General features: G+C 63.2%; 15 protein-coding genes. 13 read left to right on the top strand and 2 right to left on the bottom strand.

Annotation, left to right across the window (positions count from 1 at the left end; translation table 11 throughout):
• Window positions 1-217 precede the first annotated feature (217 nt).
• From mreC to tldD, 7 genes are all read left to right on the top strand, one after another.
• Complete coding sequence (gene mreC / locus C4Q27_RS06470) at window positions 218-1,210, top strand: rod shape-determining protein MreC (protein ID WP_003255162.1); 993 nt, start codon at window positions 218-220, stop codon at window positions 1,208-1,210.
• A complete protein-coding gene (gene mreD, locus C4Q27_RS06465; protein WP_003255161.1) occupies window positions 1,210-1,698 on the top strand; it encodes a rod shape-determining protein MreD in 489 nt (162 codons plus the stop codon). Before mreC ends, mreD begins: the two co-directional genes overlap by 1 nt.
• A 32-nt stretch (window positions 1,699-1,730) precedes the next feature.
• A complete protein-coding gene (locus C4Q27_RS06460; RefSeq protein WP_064492410.1) occupies window positions 1,731-2,342 on the top strand; it encodes a nucleoside triphosphate pyrophosphatase in 612 nt (203 codons plus the stop codon).
• A gap of 53 nt (window positions 2,343-2,395) precedes the next feature.
• Complete coding sequence (rng, locus tag C4Q27_RS06455; RefSeq protein ID WP_010952135.1) at window positions 2,396-3,853, top strand: ribonuclease G; 1,458 nt, start codon at window positions 2,396-2,398, stop codon at window positions 3,851-3,853.
• A gap of 82 nt (window positions 3,854-3,935) precedes the next feature.
• Window positions 3,936-7,757, top strand: coding sequence for a YhdP family protein (locus tag C4Q27_RS06450; RefSeq protein WP_064492411.1), 3,822 nt, complete (start codon window positions 3,936-3,938; stop codon window positions 7,755-7,757).
• Window positions 7,758-7,765: 8 nt separating this feature from the next.
• On the top strand, window positions 7,766-8,617 hold the full coding sequence (locus C4Q27_RS06445) for a carbon-nitrogen hydrolase family protein (protein ID WP_014589818.1): 852 nt from the start codon (window positions 7,766-7,768) through the stop codon (window positions 8,615-8,617).
• A gap of 2 nt (window positions 8,618-8,619) precedes the next feature.
• Window positions 8,620-10,059 carry a metalloprotease TldD gene (gene tldD / locus C4Q27_RS06440; protein ID WP_003255154.1) on the top strand — a complete coding sequence of 480 codons (1,440 nt, stop codon included), beginning with the start codon at window positions 8,620-8,622 and terminating at the stop codon, window positions 10,057-10,059.
• Between the two features lie 57 nt (window positions 10,060-10,116).
• Here the strand turns inward: tldD and yjgA are convergent, their stop codons facing one another.
• Window positions 10,117-10,638: a ribosome biogenesis factor YjgA gene (gene yjgA / locus C4Q27_RS06435; RefSeq protein ID WP_003255152.1), complete on the bottom strand. Its 522-nt coding sequence runs from the start codon at window positions 10,636-10,638 to the stop codon at window positions 10,117-10,119.
• A gap of 109 nt (window positions 10,639-10,747) precedes the next feature.
• Between yjgA and pmbA the strand changes: the two genes are divergently transcribed.
• From pmbA to C4Q27_RS06405, 6 genes are all read left to right on the top strand, one after another.
• Entirely contained in the window at window positions 10,748-12,094 is a 1,347-nt protein-coding gene (gene pmbA / locus C4Q27_RS06430; RefSeq protein WP_003255150.1) for a metalloprotease PmbA, read from the top strand.
• Between the two features lie 245 nt (window positions 12,095-12,339).
• Window positions 12,340-12,741, top strand: a complete 402-nt coding sequence (locus C4Q27_RS06425; protein ID WP_012051310.1) for a hypothetical protein — start codon at window positions 12,340-12,342, stop codon at window positions 12,739-12,741.
• Window positions 12,734-14,110, top strand: a complete 1,377-nt coding sequence (locus C4Q27_RS06420; protein ID WP_104886642.1) for a lyase family protein — start codon at window positions 12,734-12,736, stop codon at window positions 14,108-14,110. The genes C4Q27_RS06425 and C4Q27_RS06420 overlap by 8 nt, the downstream gene beginning before the upstream one ends.
• Window positions 14,111-14,137: 27 nt before the next feature.
• Window positions 14,138-14,599 carry a hypothetical protein gene (locus C4Q27_RS06415; protein WP_019750558.1) on the top strand — a complete coding sequence of 154 codons (462 nt, stop codon included), beginning with the start codon at window positions 14,138-14,140 and terminating at the stop codon, window positions 14,597-14,599.
• Window position 14,600: 1 nt separating this feature from the next.
• Window positions 14,601-15,212, top strand: coding sequence for a superoxide dismutase (locus C4Q27_RS06410; protein WP_104886641.1), 612 nt, complete (start codon window positions 14,601-14,603; stop codon window positions 15,210-15,212).
• An 11-nt stretch (window positions 15,213-15,223) separates the two neighbouring features.
• The gene (locus C4Q27_RS06405; protein WP_003255142.1) at window positions 15,224-16,117 is read left to right on the top strand and encodes a ZIP family metal transporter; all 894 of its coding nucleotides are present in this window, start codon (window positions 15,224-15,226) and stop codon (window positions 16,115-16,117) included.
• Window positions 16,118-16,144: 27 nt separating this feature from the next.
• Here C4Q27_RS06405 and C4Q27_RS06400 read toward each other — a convergent pair whose 3' ends face one another.
• The gene (locus tag C4Q27_RS06400) at window positions 16,145-16,417 is read right to left on the bottom strand and encodes an HPr family phosphocarrier protein (RefSeq protein WP_003255140.1); all 273 of its coding nucleotides are present in this window, start codon (window positions 16,415-16,417) and stop codon (window positions 16,145-16,147) included.
• Between the last annotated feature and the right edge of the window lie 9 nt (window positions 16,418-16,426).

Here is a 16,426-nt window from a genome sequence, read left to right as displayed (position 1 = left end):
CTGTTCACGAGCGCCCGGTTTACAGGTAGTACGTACAGTGCTACCTGTATGCGCTGGGCTGGCGCCCGTTTGGGGCGCCGTATCCGTCAACCCGCAACCAGGCTGGTGCGTTGTTCCATGTCCAATGACCTCCTGAGTCGTCCACGAGGAACGGCCCATTAAACCGCTTTTCTCCAAGGGCCCTTCGCTGGGCGTTCGCCTGCTCGTTCTGGTGGTGATGTCGGTCGCGTTGATGGTTGTCGACGCGCGCTTCGACGTGCTCAAACCCGTGCGCAGTCAGATGGGCCTGGTGCTGATGGAGTCGTACTGGATCACCGATTTGCCACAGCGTGCCTGGCAAGGTGTGGCCGGCCAGTTCGGTAGCCGCACCGAGCTGATTGCCGAAAACGAGAAGCTCAAGACCGAAGCCCTGCTGCTGCAGGGGCGCCTGCAGAAGCTGGCGGCCCTGACCGAGCAGAACGTGCGGCTGCGCGAGTTGCTCAACTCTTCGGCGCTGGTCAACGAGAAGGTTGAAGTGGCGGAGCTGATCGGCGTCGACCCCAACCCGTTTACCCACCGCATTCTGATCAACAAGGGTGAGCGTGATGGTGTGTTCCTGGGCCAGCCGGTGCTCGATGCCCGCGGCCTGATGGGCCAGGTCGTAGAGTTGATGCCCTATACCGCGCGGGTGCTGTTGCTGACCGATACCACCCACAGCATTCCGGTGCAGGTCAACCGCAACGGTCTGCGTGCCATCGCCAGCGGCACTGGCAACCCGGAGCGCCTGGAGTTGCGCCATGTGGCCGACACTGCCGACATCAAGGAAGGCGACCTGCTGGTCAGCTCCGGCATGGGGCAGCGCTTTCCTGCCGGCTACCCGGTGGCCACGGTCAACGAAGTGATCCACGATTCCGGCCAGCCCTTTGCCATCGTCCGTGCCATCCCCACCGCCGCGCTCAACCGCAGTCGCTATATGTTGCTGGTGTTCAGTGACCGGCGTAGCCCGGAGCAGCGCGCCACCGATGCCGCCATTGCCCAGGAAGAGGCTGACCGCAAGGGCGCTGCACCTGCTGGCCAGCCGGCCGCTACCCGTGATCAGGTCGCACCCGCCGCTGGCACGCCTGCCGCGTCGGTCACACCGGCAGCACCGGCCACTCCGGTCGCGCAGCCAGCAGCCCCGTCTGCTGCACCTGCCACGCCGGCCGCACCCGCTCAACCCCGGAGGCAATGATGGCTGCATCACGCCGCAATAACGGCTGGGTCATCTGGCTTACGTTCGCCATCGGCCTGCTGCTCAGCGTTTCCCCCATGCCGCAGTTCATGGAAGTGTTCCGGCCCATGTGGCTGGCCTTGCTGGTGTCGTTCTGGACCCTTGCCGTGCCGAACAAGGTCGGCATGACCACGGCATTCGTGCTGGGCCTTGCCGAGGACGTGCTGTATGGCACGCTGCTGGGGCAGAATGCGCTGGTCCTTACCCTCATCACCTTCTTGGTGCTGTCCCTGCAGCAGCGTCTGCGCATGTTCCCCATGTGGCAGCAAAGCCTGGTCATTCTGGTGATCTTCGGTATCGCCCAGTTGATCCAGCTGTGGCTCAGTGCACTGACCGGCAACCGCCTGCCCACCCTGGCGCTGGTCTGGTCGGCGGTGATCAGCGCCTTGCTCTGGCCGTGGATCAGCTTTGCCTTGCGCGACCTGCGTCGACGCTTGCACATCAACTGACGGCAACGCGCCACTGACAGGGAGATGTCTGCATGACCCCGCTATACCTGGCTTCAGGCTCGCCCCGTCGTCGTGAACTGCTGACGCAGATCGGCGTGCCGTTCATTGTCATCAGTGCCCCGGTCGATGAATCTCCGCTACCCCGCGAAAGCGCCCCTGCCTACGTCGAGCGCCTTGCCCGGGCAAAGGCCGCCGCCGGCCTGGCCAGTGTCGACGGCCCGGCTGTAGTGCTCGGCGCAGACACTGCCGTGGTGCTCGATGGTCGTATTCTCGGCAAACCGGAAAACCGTGAAGATGCCTTGGCCATGCTGGCTGACCTGTCAGGCCGTGAGCATCAGGTGCTGACCGCTGTCGCCCTGGACGATGGCCAGCGTGTGCACAGTTTTTGCGTGACCAGCACGGTGCGCTTTCGCGCCATCAGCACCGATGAAGCGCAACGCTATTGGGCCAGCGGCGAGCCATCTGACAAGGCTGGCGGCTATGCCATCCAGGGGCTGGGTGCGGTCTTCGTCAGCGGCCTTTCCGGCAGCTATTCGGCGGTGGTCGGCTTGCCACTCTGTGAAACGGCCGATTTGCTTGGCCAGTTCGGCATCGCCTGCTGGCAGTCGCTCGCGCATACGCCAGAGGTAACAAACCCGCAGTAGCCAGCAGTGCATACGCCATCCATCATTAGAAGAACCTTTGACGAGAGCCTGCCATGAGTGAAGAGATCCTGATCAACATCACCCCGATGGAGTCACGTGTGGCGGTGGTGGAAAACGGGGTGCTGCAGGAGGTGCACGTCGAGCGCACCCAGCGCCGTGGCATCGTCGGCAATATCTACAAGGGCAAGGTGGTGCGTGTGCTGCCAGGCATGCAGGCGGCCTTCGTCGACATCGGCCTCGAACGCGCAGCGTTTATCCATGCCTCGGAAATCTCCCAGCGCGAAGGCTCGGCGGTAGAGAACATCACCGCACTGGTACATGAAGGCCAGGCCCTGGTGGTGCAGGTGACCAAGGACCCGATCGGCACCAAGGGTGCACGCCTGACCACCCAGCTATCGATTCCGTCGCGTTACCTGGTGTACATGCCACGCAGCAGCCATGTCGGTATTTCGCTGAAAATCGAGGACGAAGCCGAGCGTGAGCGCCTCAAGCAAGTGGTCAGCGACTGCATGGATGGCGAAAACATCAAGGATGCCGGTGGTTTCATCTTGCGCACCGCCGCCGAAGGCGCGCGTGCCGAGGAGATCTTGCAGGACATCCGTTACCTGCGCCGCCTGTGGGAGCAGATTGGCACCCAGATCAAGACCTGCGGCGCGCCCACGGTCATTTACGAAGACCTTGGCCTGGCCCTGCGTACCCTGCGCGACCTGGTCAACCCGAAGATCGAGAAGATCCGCATCGACTCGCGGGAAACCTTCCAGAAGACCACGCAGTTCGTCGGCGAGTTGATGCCGGAAATTGCCGACCGCCTCGAACACTACCCGGGCGAGCGCCCAATCTTTGACCTGTACGGCGTCGAAGACGAGATCCAGCGGGCTCTGGAGCGCAAGGTACCGTTGAAGTCCGGCGGTTACCTGGTGGTCGACCCGGCCGAAGCGATGACCACCATCGACGTCAATACCGGGGCTTTCGTCGGCCATCGCAACCTCGAAGAAACCATCTTCAAGACCAACCTCGAGGCTGCTACCGCCATCGCCCGACAACTGCGCCTGCGCAACATTGGCGGCATCATCATCATCGACTTCATCGACATGGAAGACGAAGATCACCAGCGCCAGGTACTGCGTACCCTTGAAAAACAGCTGGAGCGCGATCACGCCAAGACCAACATCATCGGCATCACCGAGCTGGGCCTGGTGCAGATGACCCGCAAGCGCACGCGGGAAAGCCTGGAACAGGTGCTTTGCGAGCCGTGCCTGGCCTGTCAGGGCCGCGGCAAGCTGAAAACGCCCGAGACCATCTGTTACGAAATATTCCGCGAGATCCTGCGTGAGGCCCGTGCCTATCAGGCTGAAGGCTACCGTGTGCTGGCCAACCAGAAGGTGGTCGACCGCCTGCTGGATGAAGAGTCAGGCAACGTGGCGGAACTGGAAGCCTTCATCGGTCGAACCATTCGCTTCCAGGTCGAGTCGATGTATTCGCAGGAACAATACGACGTGGTGCTGCTCTGAGGCCTTCTGAAACACGCCACTGCATCGTCGCGCTGGTAAAACCGGCACGACGGGCCATCATGGATAAACGACTTGGAGGGCCATGGCCATGGGACGTCTGAACCGCGTTCTTGTTGCTCTGACCCGCTGGGGGTTGGGCATATGTGCCCTGCTGGCCGTATTGGTGGCGCTGTATGTCAGCCTTGGTCGGGAACTGGTGCCGCTGGTAGCCGAGTACCGTGCCGACGTAGAAAGCAAGGCCGAGCAGGCGCTGGGCCTGCCCGTGCATGTCGGTGCCCTGGAAGGGCACTGGAGCGGACTGGCCCCTGTGCTGCGGGTGCGCGACCTGCAATTGGGCGAAGGCGCCAAGGCGCTCCGGCTGGATGACGTCATGGTGGTGCCCGACATCTGGGCCAGCCTCACCGCCCGCGAAGTGCGCCTGGCGCGCATCCAGCTGGGCGGGCTGCAACTGATCCTTCGCGAGAACGAGCAGGGCGCCTGGAGCCTGGAAGGCCTGCCGAAGAAGGACGACGCGCCGCTGGACCCTGCCGACTTGCTGCAGCGCCTGCGCCAGCTGGGGCGTATCGATGTGTTCGACAGCCTGGTCACCCTGCACCCCTGGCAGCGCGACCCGCTGACCCTGACATATGTGAGTGCCGGCCTGCAGGCCGGTGCTAAACGCCAGGCCCTGGATCTGCGTGCGACCCTGCCTGACGGCCAGCCCCTGGCGTTGAGCCTGAACAGCCGTATGTCGGCCGAAGCCTGGCGTGATGGCGAGGTAGAAGCCTATGTGAGCCTGCCGCAAAGTGACTGGGCACATTGGTTGCCGCCCAGGGTGTTGGGGCAGTGGCATGCTGACACCCTGCGGGCAGGCGGTGAGGTCTGGATCGGCTGGGGCAAGGGGCAGTTGCAACGGGCCGTCGTAAGGCTCAATGCACCCAGGCTGGAGGGGGCCTATGCCGGGCGCAAGGCTGCCAACCTGAATAACCTGGCTTTGGGCGCCTGGTTCCAGCGCCGGGAGCAAGGCTTCGATGTGGTCGTCGACTCGTTGGCCATGGACCTCGGCAAGGCCCGCTGGGAGTCTCACCTGCAGTTGCAGCAGCGCCCTGGCCAGAGCGCAGCCGATGAAAGCTGGCAGTTACAGGCCGACCGCCTCGACCTCACCCCGCTGACTCCGCTGATTGATGCCCTGGCCCCCCTGCCGGACAAGGTCAAGGATGTGGTCGATGGCTTGAAGGTGACCGGTGCGTTGCGCAATGTGCGCCTCGAGGCCAGGCCCAAGGCCGAGGGTGACCAGCGGCTGCAGTTCGCAGCCAACCTGGAGAAGGTAGGCTTCGATGCTTATCACAACGCCCCGGCGGCCGGTAACGTCAGTGGCAGCATCAGTGGTGACCTGGGCCACGGCGAGCTGCGCCTGGATACCGATGCGTTCATGCTGCATCTGTACCCGATCTTCGCCAAGCCCTGGCATTACCAGAAGGCGAATGCGCGCTTGACCTGGACCTTGGACAAAGACGGTTTCACCCTGATTGCGCCCTACCTCAAGGTGCTGGGCGAGGAGGGCAAGATCGCCGGTGACTTCCTGATTCGCCTGTTGTTCGAGGAAGGCCGCGAGGACTACATGGACCTGCGCGTCGGCCTGACCGAAGGCGATGGCCGCTTTACTGCCAAGTATCTGCCCGAGGTGCTCAGCCCGGCCCTCGACGAGTGGCTGCGCAGCGCTATCGTCAAAGGCGCTGTGGATGAAGGCTACTTCCAGTATCAGGGCTCGCTGAACCATGGCGCATCCCCGCAAGCGCGCAGCATCAGCCTGTTCTTCAAGGTGCATGACGCCGCGCTGGACTTCCAGCCCGGTTGGCCACAGGTGCAGCATGTCGATGGCGATGTGTTCATCGAGGACAGTGGCGTGCGCATCAAGGCTCAGCAGGGCGTGCTGCTCGACACCAAGGTCAGCGATGTGAATGTCGATATCCCGCATGTCGACGGCGACCAGCACAGCCATCTCTACCTGGATGGCAACTTCGACGGTAGCCTGGGTGATGGCCTGAAGATTCTCAAGGAAGCGCCAATCGGCACCGGTGAAATTTTCGCCGGCTGGGAAGGTGAGGGGCCGCTGAAGGGCAAGGTCAAGCTCGATATCCCGCTGGCCCATGGGCAGCGCCCAAAGGTGCAGGTGGACTTCGCCACCCACGATGCGCGCCTGAAAGTTGCCCCGCCAAGCCTGGAGTTGAACCGCCTGAAGGGCGACTTCAGCTTCGACTTCGACAAGGGCCTGAGTGGCAAAGGCATCAGCCTGCAGGCCTTCGGCAAGCCGGTAACGGCGCAAATAACCGCTGAAGGTCAGGCTGGGCAGATGCAGACCCGCATCAATGCCAATGGCCAGGTATCGCTCAAGGCGCTGACTGACTGGTTGCAGTTCAAGCAGGCCTTGCCGGCCTCCGGTGAACTGCCCTATCAGTTGCAGCTCAGTCTGGGGAGCCGGGACAACCGCCTGAGTGTCACTTCCAGCCTCAAGGGGCTGGCCATCGACCTGCCGGCTCCGTTCGGCAAAGCGGCAGCAGATACCCGCGACAGCCGTTTCAGCATGAGCCTTCAGGGCCCGGAGCGGCAATTCGATGCTGCCTACGCCGACCTTGCCCGCTTTGCCTATGCTGCACCGGCTGAAAACTTGACCCAGGGCCGTGGCGAGCTAGTGCTGGGCACAGGCGACGCCCGGGTACCTGCCAGCCAGGGGCTGAGGGTACGCGGGCGCCTGGAGACCCTGGACCTGGCCCCTTGGCAAGAGCAGGCGGGCCGGCTGGCTGGGGACGACCCCGGTGGCAGCGCGCGGCAGAACCTGCAAAGCGTCGACCTGAGCATCGGCCAGTTGAAAGCCTTCGGCATGGACCTGAACCAGGCCGTGGTGCGCCTGGCCCGGGGCGGCCCGGCCTGGGATTTGCGCCTCGACAGCAAGGAAGTCATCGGTAACGCACGCGTTCCGGATGCCAAGGGCGCGCCGATGGTCGTGCGCATGCAGACCTTGCGGCTGCCTGCCGCCAGCGCCGCTGAACAGCAGGCTGAAGACGGTCCCGACCCGCTGGCCTCGTTCGATCCGCGCAAAGTACCGGCACTGGACCTGAGCATCGACAAGCTCTATCGCGGTGACGATCTTTACGGTAGTGCCGCGATCAAGCTGCGGCCGACCCCACGTGGCGTTACTGCCAGTGATATCGACCTCGACCTCAAGGGGCTGCGCATCGATGGCGGTGGTGGCTGGGAGGGGGAAACGGGCAAAACCAGCAGCTGGTACAAAGGGCGCCTTGACGGCAAGAACCTGGCGGATGTGCTCAGCGCCTGGGGCTTTGCCCCGACGGTGACCAGCCGCGACTTCCGCCTGGACGTGGATGGCCGCTGGCCGGGTTCGCCGGCCGCAGTGGGCCTGAAGCGCTTCTCGGGCAGCATGGATGCGGCGCTGCGCACCGGCCAGTTCGTCGAGGTCGAAGGCAGCGCACAGGCACTGCGGGTGTTCGGCCTGCTCAACTTCAACTCGATTGGCCGGCGCCTGCGTCTGGACTTTTCCGACCTGTTTGACAAGGGCCTGGCCTATGACCGGGTCAAGGGCTTGCTGGTGGCCAGCAGTGGCGTGTACGTGACCCGCGAACCGATTACCGTGACCGGCCCGTCGAGCAACTTCGAGCTCGACGGCACGCTGGACATGGTCAGGGACCGGGTCGATGCTGACTTGCAGGTGAGCCTGCCGGTGACCAACAACCTGCCGCTGGCGGCGTTGATCGTCGGCGCGCCGGCGGTGGGCGGTGCGCTGTTCCTGGTCGATCGGCTGATCGGTGACCGCGTGTCACGCTTTGCCAGCGTGCACTACCGTGTCGAAGGGCCGTGGAAAGAGCCTAGAATCACATTTGTGAAACCTTTCGAGAAATCCCGCTAGGAGTACCCATGAAGGCAGCGGTAATCCAGATGGTCAGCCAGGACGACGTGCAGACCAACCTGCAGCGTGCCGGCGCCCTGTTGGAGCAGGCCGCGCTGGGCGGCGCACGGCTGGCGGTGCTGCCGGAAAACTTTGCCGCCATGGGGCGCAAGGACGCGGCTGCCATCGGCCGTGCCGAAGCCTTGGGGGAAGGGCCCATTCTGCCGTGGTTGAAACGCACCGCCCGCGACCTCAAGTTATGGATTGTTGCCGGTACTTTGCCCTTGCCACCGTTCGGCCAGCCCGATGCCAAGGCCCATGCGTGCTCGCTGCTGGTCGATGAACACGGCGAGGTGGCGGCAAGGTATGACAAGCTGCACTTGTTTGATGTGGACGTGGCCGACAACCGGGGCCGTTACCGCGAGTCGGATGACTACGCACAGGGTGCTCAGGTGGTGGTGGCTGATACGCCGGTCGGGCGGCTGGGGCTGAGCGTGTGTTACGACCTGCGCTTTCCCGAACTGTACAGCGCGCTGCGCGCGGCCGGCGCGGAGCTGATCACCGCACCGGCAGCTTTTACTGCAGTGACCGGCGCAGCACATTGGGAGGTGCTGGTGCGTGCCAGGGCCATCGAAACCCAGTGTTACCTGCTGGCTGCGGCACAGGGCGGTGCCCACCCTGGCCCACGGGAGACCCATGGCCATGCGGCGATCGTCGACCCTTGGGGGCGCATTCTCGCAGAACAGGCGCAAGGTGAAGCGGTACTGCTTGCCGAGCGCGACATTGAAGAACAAGCGTCCATTCGGACGCGCATGCCGGTGGTATCGCACCGGCGCTTTTTTTCGCAGGGCGCGTTGCGGCCTGCGCATACCTCGGAGTGACTATGAGCCAGATGTTATCCACCGTCAGTGAGCAGCTCCTGGCCCCAGGCGGCTTGACCCTGGACAGCCTGCAGAGCGTGCTGGGTGAGTTGGCTGGCCCCGGCATCGATGCCGCCGACCTGTATTTCCAGGGCCAGATCTCGGAAACCTGGGCGCTGGAAGACGGCATCGTCAAAGAGGGCAGCTTCAACCTCGACCAGGGCGTGGGCGTGCGTGCCCAGTCCGGCGAAAAAACCGGCTTCGCCTACAGTAACGCGATCAACCTCGAAGCGCTGACCTCGGCGGCCCGTGCCGCCCGTTCGATTTCCCGTGCCGGGCAAAACGGCACGGTGCAAGCCTTCCGCAGCCAGGAAGTGGCCGCCCTGTATACCGCGGACAACCCGCTGGACGTGCTCAGCCGTGCCGAAAAGGTCGAGCTGCTTAAGCGTGTCGATGCCGCCACCCGTGCCCTGGACCCGCGCATTCAGCAAGTCAGCGTGAGCATGGCCGGGGTTTGGGAGCGTATTCTGATTGCCGCGGCCGATGGCAGCCTGGCCGCCGACGTACGCCCGCTGGTGCGCTTCAATGTCAGCGTCATCGTCGAGCAGAATGGCCGTCGCGAGCGTGGCGGGCAGGGCGGTGGCGGCCGTACCGATTACCGCTACTTCACCGAGGAGCGGGTGATGGGCTATGCCCGCGAGGCCCTGCGCCAGGCCCTGGTGAATCTGGAAGCGATCCCGGCACCGGCCGGTACCTTGCCGGTGGTGCTGGGCTCGGGCTGGTCGGGCGTGCTGTTGCACGAAGCGGTCGGCCATGGCCTGGAAGGCGACTTTAACCGCAAGGGCAGTTCGGCGTTCAGTGGCCGCATTGGCGAGAAAGTGGCGTCGAGCCTGTGCACCATCGTCGACGATGGCACCCTTGAAGGCCGCCGTGGTTCTCTGAGCGTGGATGACGAAGGCACCCCGACCGAATGCACCACGCTGATCGAGAATGGCGTGCTCAAGGGGTACATGCAGGACAAGCTGAACGCGCGCCTGATGGGCATGGCTGTGACCGGCAACGGCCGCCGTGAATCCTACGCGCACCTGCCGATGCCACGCATGACCAACACCTACATGCGAGCCGGCGAAAGCGACCCACAGGAGATTATTGCGTCGGTGAAGAAGGGTATCTACTGCGCCAACCTCGGTGGTGGGCAGGTGGATATCACCAGCGGCAAGTTCGTGTTCTCCACCAGTGAGGCCTACCTGATCGAAGACGGCAAGATTACCGCGCCAGTGAAGGGCGCAACCCTGATCGGCAATGGTCCCGAGGCGATGAGCCGGGTTTCGATGGTCGGTAACGACCTGGCACTGGACAGCGGAGTAGGGACGTGCGGCAAGGACGGGCAGTCGGTGCCGGTTGGGGTGGGGCAGCCTACCTTGAAACTGGATGCGATTACCGTGGGCGGTACCGGGGCTTGATGGCTTCGGGAGCCATTGTAGGAGCGGGCACGCCCGCTCCCACAAGGCCCCAGTCCGTCAGCGCAACCCGCGCTGCAACTCGTCGAGGTCGCGGATGTACTTGAACACCTTGCGCGCGGCGGCAGGCGGCTTGTTCCGCGCCTTCTCGTGCTGGGCATGGCGCACCAGCGAGCGCAACTGCTGGCGGTCGGTGTCGGGATACTCGTTGACGAAGCGCTCGAGGTCTTCGTCGTTACCGTCGATCAACCGGTCACGCCAGCGCTCCAGGCTGTGGAAACGTTCGTTGTACTGGCGAGTCGAGCTGTCCATCTGTTCGAGCAAGGCATGGATGGCATCGAGGTCTTGCACGCGCATGAGCTTGCCGACGAACGACATGTGGCGTTTACGGGCGCCATGAGCGGTGTGCTTGCTGGCCTCAGCCAGTGCCTTGCGCAGCTCGTCGGTCAAAGGCAGGCGCGCCAAGGTATCGGCCTTGAGCGTGGTAAGCCGCTCGCCGAGTTCGACCAGCGCATGCAGTTCGCGCTTGATCTGGGTTTTGCTTTTTTCGCCGTCGAAGGCGTCGTCGTTTGAATCAACCATGGTGGCAGTCCGCTAGAAATCGCCGCCATGATAACCAGTCGGGGGCCGCTTGTCCGGCCCGGTCGTAGAATGACCCCAAGCCGAACGCAGAATTTGAGTGGAGAGAACCATGAGTGCAGTCCAGAGCGTAGGTCCGAAAGACCTGCCAGCATTGCAGGAACAGGTCGAGGCGATCATCGCCGAGGCGCGTCGTCAGGGGGCCAGTGCCTGCGAAGTGGCGGTGTCGCTGGAGCAAGGGCTGTCCACCACCGTACGCCAGCGTGAGGTCGAAACGGTCGAGTTCAACCGCGACCAAGGCTTTGGTATCACCCTTTATGTTGGCCAGCGCAAAGGTTCGGCCAGCACCTCGGCCAGTGGTCCGGAGGCGATTCGCGAGACCGTCACTGCAGCGTTGGCAATTGCCAGGCATACCTCCGAGGATGAATGCTCGGGCTTGGCCGACGCAGCGCTGATGGCGCGTGAAATCCCGGACCTGGACCTGTACCACGACTGGGGTATCGAGCCCGAGAAGGCCATCGAAATGGCCCTGGCCTGCGAGGCAGCGGCGTTCGACGCCGACCCGCGCATCCTCAACGCCGATGGCACCACCCTCAATACCCACCAAGGCTGCCGCGTGTATGGCAACAGCCATGGATTCATCGGTGGTTACGCCTCGACCCGGCACAGCCTGAGCTGCGTGATGATTGCCGAAGGCGACGGGCAGATGCAGCGTGACTACTGGTACGACGTGAACCGCCAGGGCAACCTGCTGGCCGACCCGAGCAGCATCGGCGTGCGCGCTGCCCAGCGTGCCGCTAGCCGCCTTGGCGCCCGACCGGTGCCGACTTGCGAGGTACCGGTGCTGTTCTCGGCCGAATTGGCCGGTGGCCTGTTCGGCAGCTTCCTGTCGGCCATTTCCGGCGGCAACCTGTACCGTAAGTCGTCGTTCCTGGAGGGTACCATTGGCCAGCGCCTGTTCCCTTCCTGGCTGACCCTCGACGAACGCCCGCATATTCCGCGCGCGTTGGGCAGCGCCGCCTTCGACGGTGATGGCCTGGCCACCTATGCCAAACCGTTTGTCGACAAAGGCGAGCTGGTGTCGTACTTGCTGGGTACCTATTCGGGGCGCAAGCTGGGTTTGCCGAGTACGGCCAATTCTGGTGGTGTGCACAACCTGTTCGTCAGCCACGGTGTCGAAGATCAGGCCGCGCTGATTCGCCGCATGGGGCGCGGGCTGCTGGTGACCGAACTGATGGGGCATGGCTTGAACATGGTGACGGGGGACTATTCCCGTGGTGCGGCGGGGTTCTGGGTCGAGAATGGCGAGATTCAGCATGCCGTACAGGAAGTTACCATCGCCGGAAACATGAAGGACATGTTCCAACAGATTGTCGCGATTGGCAGCGATCTTGAGACCCGTAGCAATATTCATACGGGCTCGGTGTTGATCGAGCGGATGACCGTTGCTGGTAGCTGATCTTTAGCCTGCGCCGGCCCTAGCGCGGATCCATCCGCTCCTACACGGTGGTAGACGCACATCGGGGCGGGGACACAGGCCGCTGTAGGAGCGGGTTTACCCGCGAAGAGGCCTACACAGCACTACACCTTTCTCTGCAAATCCGAAGACCCGGCCCCCGCGCCGGGTTTTTATTTCATCACCTTTTTCTTGAAGTGATTCTATTTATCACTTAATAATGAATATCATTATCCAGTAACCCGGCGATGATGTTCATGAAATCCGTCCTCCGCGAACTGCCCTACCTGGAAAACTGGCGCTGGCTCAGCCGGCGCATTCGCTGTGCGCTCGACCCCGACGAGCCGCGCCTGATCGAGCATTACCTGGCCGAAGGCCGCTATCTGGTGTGCTGCACCGAAACCTCGCCATGGACGGTGGCGCTGACAGCGTTTCGCCTGCTGCTGGATACCGCCTGCGATCGCATGCTCCCCTGGCATTGGCGTTGTCTGTGCCTGGACCAGGCCTGGCGTCCTCTGCTGGACCTGCGCAACCTCGACCGCCAGGAACAGAACCAACGCTGGCAACCCTACGCCCTGCAGCTGGCCAATTGCCGTCTGCTGCCTTCGATTTCTCCCGATGAACTGATGCAAGGATTTGATGATGAGTGATACCCGTATCGAGCGTGACAGCATGGGTGAGCTGCAGGTGCCGGCCCAGGCCCTCTATGGCGCCCAGACCCAGCGCGCGGTCGACAACTTCCCGATCAGCGGCCAGCGTATGCCGGCCCAGTTCATTCGTGCCTTGTTGCTGGCCAAGGCCGCTGCGGCCAAGGCCAACGTCGAACTGGAGCAACTGTCTGCCGGGCAGGGCCAGGCTATCGTCAAGGCTGTCGAGCAATTGCTGGCCGAGGACTTCATCCAGCACTTCCCGGTGGATGTGTTCCAGACAGGCTCAGGCACCAGTTCGAACATGAACGCCAATGAGGTGATCGCCACCTTGGCTACCCATGTACTGGGTGAGGCGGTCAATGCCAATGACCACGTCAACTGTGGCCAGAGCAGCAATGACATCATTCCGACCACCATCCATGTCAGCGCCGCGTTGGCCCTGCACGAGCAGTTGCTGCCAGCCCTGGCGCACCTGGTACAGGTGATCGAGGTCAAGTCGGCACAAGTACATCAATTCGTGAAGACCGGTCGTACTCACCTGATGGACGCGATGCCCGTGCGCATGAGCCAGGTGCTGGATGGCTGGGCTGCGCAGATCAATGCTGCCAAGTCGCACATCGAAGGTGTGCTGCCGCACTTGCAGGCGCTGGCCCAGGGCGGAACCGCCGTGGGTACCGGCATCAATGCCCATCCGCAGTTCGCTGTCGGTTTCGCTCGTCAGCTCAGTGGCCTGACCAAGGTCGAGTTCACGCCCGGCCAGAACCTGTTCGCACTGATCGGCTCGCAGGACACTGCCGTGGCTTTGTCTGGCCAGCTCAAGACCACCGCGGTGGCGTTGATGAAAATCGCCAACGATCTGCGCTGGATGAACTCCGGCCCGCTGGCCGGTCTGGGCGAAATTGAGCTGCAAGCTCTGCAGCCGGGCTCTTCGATCATGCCAGGCAAGGTCAACCCGGTGATCCCGGAGGCCACTGCCATGGTCGCCGCCCAAGTGATTGGCAACGACGCGACCATCGCCGTCGCAGGTCAAGCCGGTAACTTCGAGCTGAACGTGATGCTGCCGGTGATCGCCCGCAACCTGCTGGAAAGCATCGAGCTGATGGCCAATGTCAGCCGCTTGCTGGCCGACAAAGCCATCGCCAGCTTCAAGGTCAACGAAGACAAACTCAAGGAAGCGCTCGCGCGCAACCCGATTCTGGTCACGGCGTTGAATCCGATCATCGGCTACCTCAAGGCCGCCGAAATCGCCAAGACCGCCTACAAGCAGGGTCGTCCAATCATCGATGTGGCGCTGGAGCACACCGACCTGTCCCGCGACCAGCTTGAAGCGCTGCTGGACCCGGAAAAACTCACCGCCGGCGGTATCTGACACTGCGTCACCGCCCAGGAGACAACCATGCAGCACTGGAAACGCACCACGGAAACCGCCAACCGCCTATTCGAACAAGGCGAACTGGTGGACGCCCGGGAACACTACCTGCAGGCCTTGGCGTTGGCCCAGGTGCTGTTCGAGCGCTGGCATGACGTGGATGAAGCGGTGGCTGCATTCGTCATCGCCCACCACAACCTGGCTGACCTGCACCTGCGCCTTAACCAGCCGCATGAAAGTGCCGACTATCTGTGCGCGGCTCATCAGCGACTGCTGCAGGCCTGCCAGGAAGCGCGCCTGCCTCAGGCACTGCGTGATGCCGCCCTGCGCCACAGTGCGCGCACTTACACCGAGCTGCTGAGTTTCATTGCCGAGTATGGCCAGTACCCGCGTACCGAGCGCTTGCTCAACCGCCACAGCGCCGGGGCCAGCGAGCTCGCTGCCCAACCGGATGTGGCACCCAGAACCCATGCCTACGGAATTCACTGACATGCCCCATACCTTGCCTGCATTGCCATACGCCTACGATGCGCTGGAACCACACATTGATGCCCAGACAATGGAAATCCACCACACCAAGCATCACCAGACCTACGTGAACAGCCTCAATGCCGCCCTCGAAGGTACCGAGTGGGCCGAATGGCCGGTGGAAAAACTGGTCGCTGCCGTCAAGCAACTGCCGGAGAACCTGCGTGGCGCTGTGACCAACCACGGTGGCGGTCACGCCAACCACAGCCTGTTCTGGACTGTCATGTCACCTCAGGGCGGTGGCGAGGCTGTGGGCCAGCTGGCGCAAGCCGTCACAGCACAACTTGGCGGCTTCGAGGCTTTCAAGGAGGCTTTCACCAAAGCCGCGTTGACCCGCTTCGGCAGCGGTTGGGCCTGGCTCAGCGTCACGCCGCAAAAAACGTTGGTGGTGGAGAGTAGCGGCAACCAGGACAGCCCGCTGATGCACGGCAATGCGCCGATCCTGGGCCTGGACGTGTGGGAGCACGCTTACTACCTCAAGTACCAGAACCGTCGTCCGGAATACATCGGTGCCTTCTACAACGTCATTGACTGGGTGGAAGTTGAACGTCGTTACCTTGAAGCCCTGAAGTGAGTCGGACCGGTATGCGCTCTGAGGTGATGTCTGTCAGCAGTGTGCGCCTGTTCCGCCTGGCGCTTGGGACTTTGCTTTTGCTGGCTGGCGCCGCGTTACTGGTGGCACGGGGCCTCGCCTGGCTAGACCTCGATCCGCGCATGCTGCGCGCCCTGGAGGGCGGTGCTTTATGCGCGCTGGGTACGGCACTGGGCGCAGTACCGGTACTGGTCATTCGCAATATGCCCGTGGCGCTGGCGGATACGCTGTTGGGCTTCGGTGCTGGCGTGATGCTGGCGGCCACCGCGTTTTCCCTGATCATGCCGGGCCTGGCGGCGGCTCAGTCTATTGGCTTCAGCCCTTGGGGGGCAGGTGGCCTGGTCAGTTTTGGCCTGATGTTCGGGGCGTTGTGCCTGTTCCTGGTCGACCTCAAGGTATCCTGGGCTTCGCCTGAAGCGTTGGTGGGCACAGCAAACCAGCCGGTGATTGCAGCGCGCATCTGGCTGTTCGTGATTGCCATCATTGCCCACAACATCCCCGAAGGTATGGCCATTGGTGTGTCGGCCGGGGGAGGTATGGCCGACGCCGACAGCCTGGCCATGGGCATTGCCTTGCAGGATGTGCCTGAGGGGCTGGTGATCGCGCTGGTGCTGGCAGGGGCGGGCATGCCGCGCTTCAAGGCCTTCCTGATCGGCGCAGCCTCAGGCTTGGTCGAGCCGGTGGCGGCGTTGATCTGTGCCTGGCTGGTGAATGTTGCCGAACTGCTGCTGCCGCTGGGGCTGGCCTGTGCAGCAGGGGCGATGTTGCTGGTGGTCACCCAGGAAATCATCCCCGAATCGCGCAGCAACGGCCATCATCGTCTGGCCAGTCTTGGGCTGTGTACAGGCTTCTGTCTGATGATGGTGATGGATACCGCGATGTCCTGATCTTGTGCAAGCGCAGGTTTGCGAGGCCTATTCGCCTTCGTCAAAGAAATTGTTGATCAGTTCGACCAGTGCATCCATGGCGTCGTTGTCCTGCTCACCCTCGGTATGCAGGTGCACCTGGGTGCCTTTGCCTGCGGCCAGCATCATCACCGCCATGATGCTCTTGCCATCCACCAGCTTGTCCGGGGCGCGACCCACCCGTACCTGGCAGGGGAAGCGGCCGGCCACACCGACGAACTTGGCTGCCGCCCGGGCATGCAGACCCAGCTTGTTGATGATGGTGATTTCGCGGGCGGGCATCAGGGGTGG

Origin of the sequence: Pseudomonas sp. SWI36, from assembly GCF_002948105.1 — a bacterium.
Classification (GTDB): domain Bacteria; phylum Pseudomonadota; class Gammaproteobacteria; order Pseudomonadales; family Pseudomonadaceae; genus Aquipseudomonas; species Aquipseudomonas alloputida.
The sequence above is the reverse complement of the archived record's forward strand: the minus strand, read 5'-3'. Positions and strand labels throughout refer to the sequence as shown.

Bases quoted from the DNA above. Each gene is read 5' to 3' on its own strand.
- mreC (WP_003255162.1), top strand. From the start codon at position 218: ATGTCGGTCGCGTTGATGGTTGTCGACGCGCGCTTCGACGTGCTCAAA.
- mreD (WP_003255161.1), top strand. From the start codon at position 1,210: ATGGCTGCATCACGCCGCAATAACGGCTGGGTCATCTGGCTTACGTTC.
- C4Q27_RS06460 (WP_064492410.1), top strand. From the start codon at position 1,731: ATGACCCCGCTATACCTGGCTTCAGGCTCGCCCCGTCGTCGTGAACTG.
- rng (WP_010952135.1), top strand. From the start codon at position 2,396: ATGAGTGAAGAGATCCTGATCAACATCACCCCGATGGAGTCACGTGTG.
- C4Q27_RS06450 (WP_064492411.1), top strand. From the start codon at position 3,936: ATGGCCATGGGACGTCTGAACCGCGTTCTTGTTGCTCTGACCCGCTGG.
- C4Q27_RS06445 (WP_014589818.1), top strand. From the start codon at position 7,766: ATGAAGGCAGCGGTAATCCAGATGGTCAGCCAGGACGACGTGCAGACC.
- tldD (WP_003255154.1), top strand. From the start codon at position 8,620: ATGAGCCAGATGTTATCCACCGTCAGTGAGCAGCTCCTGGCCCCAGGC.
- yjgA (WP_003255152.1), bottom strand. From the start codon at position 10,638: ATGGTTGATTCAAACGACGACGCCTTCGACGGCGAAAAAAGCAAAACC.
- pmbA (WP_003255150.1), top strand. From the start codon at position 10,748: ATGAGTGCAGTCCAGAGCGTAGGTCCGAAAGACCTGCCAGCATTGCAG.
- C4Q27_RS06425 (WP_012051310.1), top strand. From the start codon at position 12,340: ATGATGTTCATGAAATCCGTCCTCCGCGAACTGCCCTACCTGGAAAAC.
- C4Q27_RS06420 (WP_104886642.1), top strand. From the start codon at position 12,734: ATGAGTGATACCCGTATCGAGCGTGACAGCATGGGTGAGCTGCAGGTG.
- C4Q27_RS06415 (WP_019750558.1), top strand. From the start codon at position 14,138: ATGCAGCACTGGAAACGCACCACGGAAACCGCCAACCGCCTATTCGAA.
- C4Q27_RS06410 (WP_104886641.1), top strand. From the start codon at position 14,601: ATGCCCCATACCTTGCCTGCATTGCCATACGCCTACGATGCGCTGGAA.
- C4Q27_RS06405 (WP_003255142.1), top strand. From the start codon at position 15,224: ATGCGCTCTGAGGTGATGTCTGTCAGCAGTGTGCGCCTGTTCCGCCTG.
- C4Q27_RS06400 (WP_003255140.1), bottom strand. From the start codon at position 16,417: ATGCCCGCCCGCGAAATCACCATCATCAACAAGCTGGGTCTGCATGCC.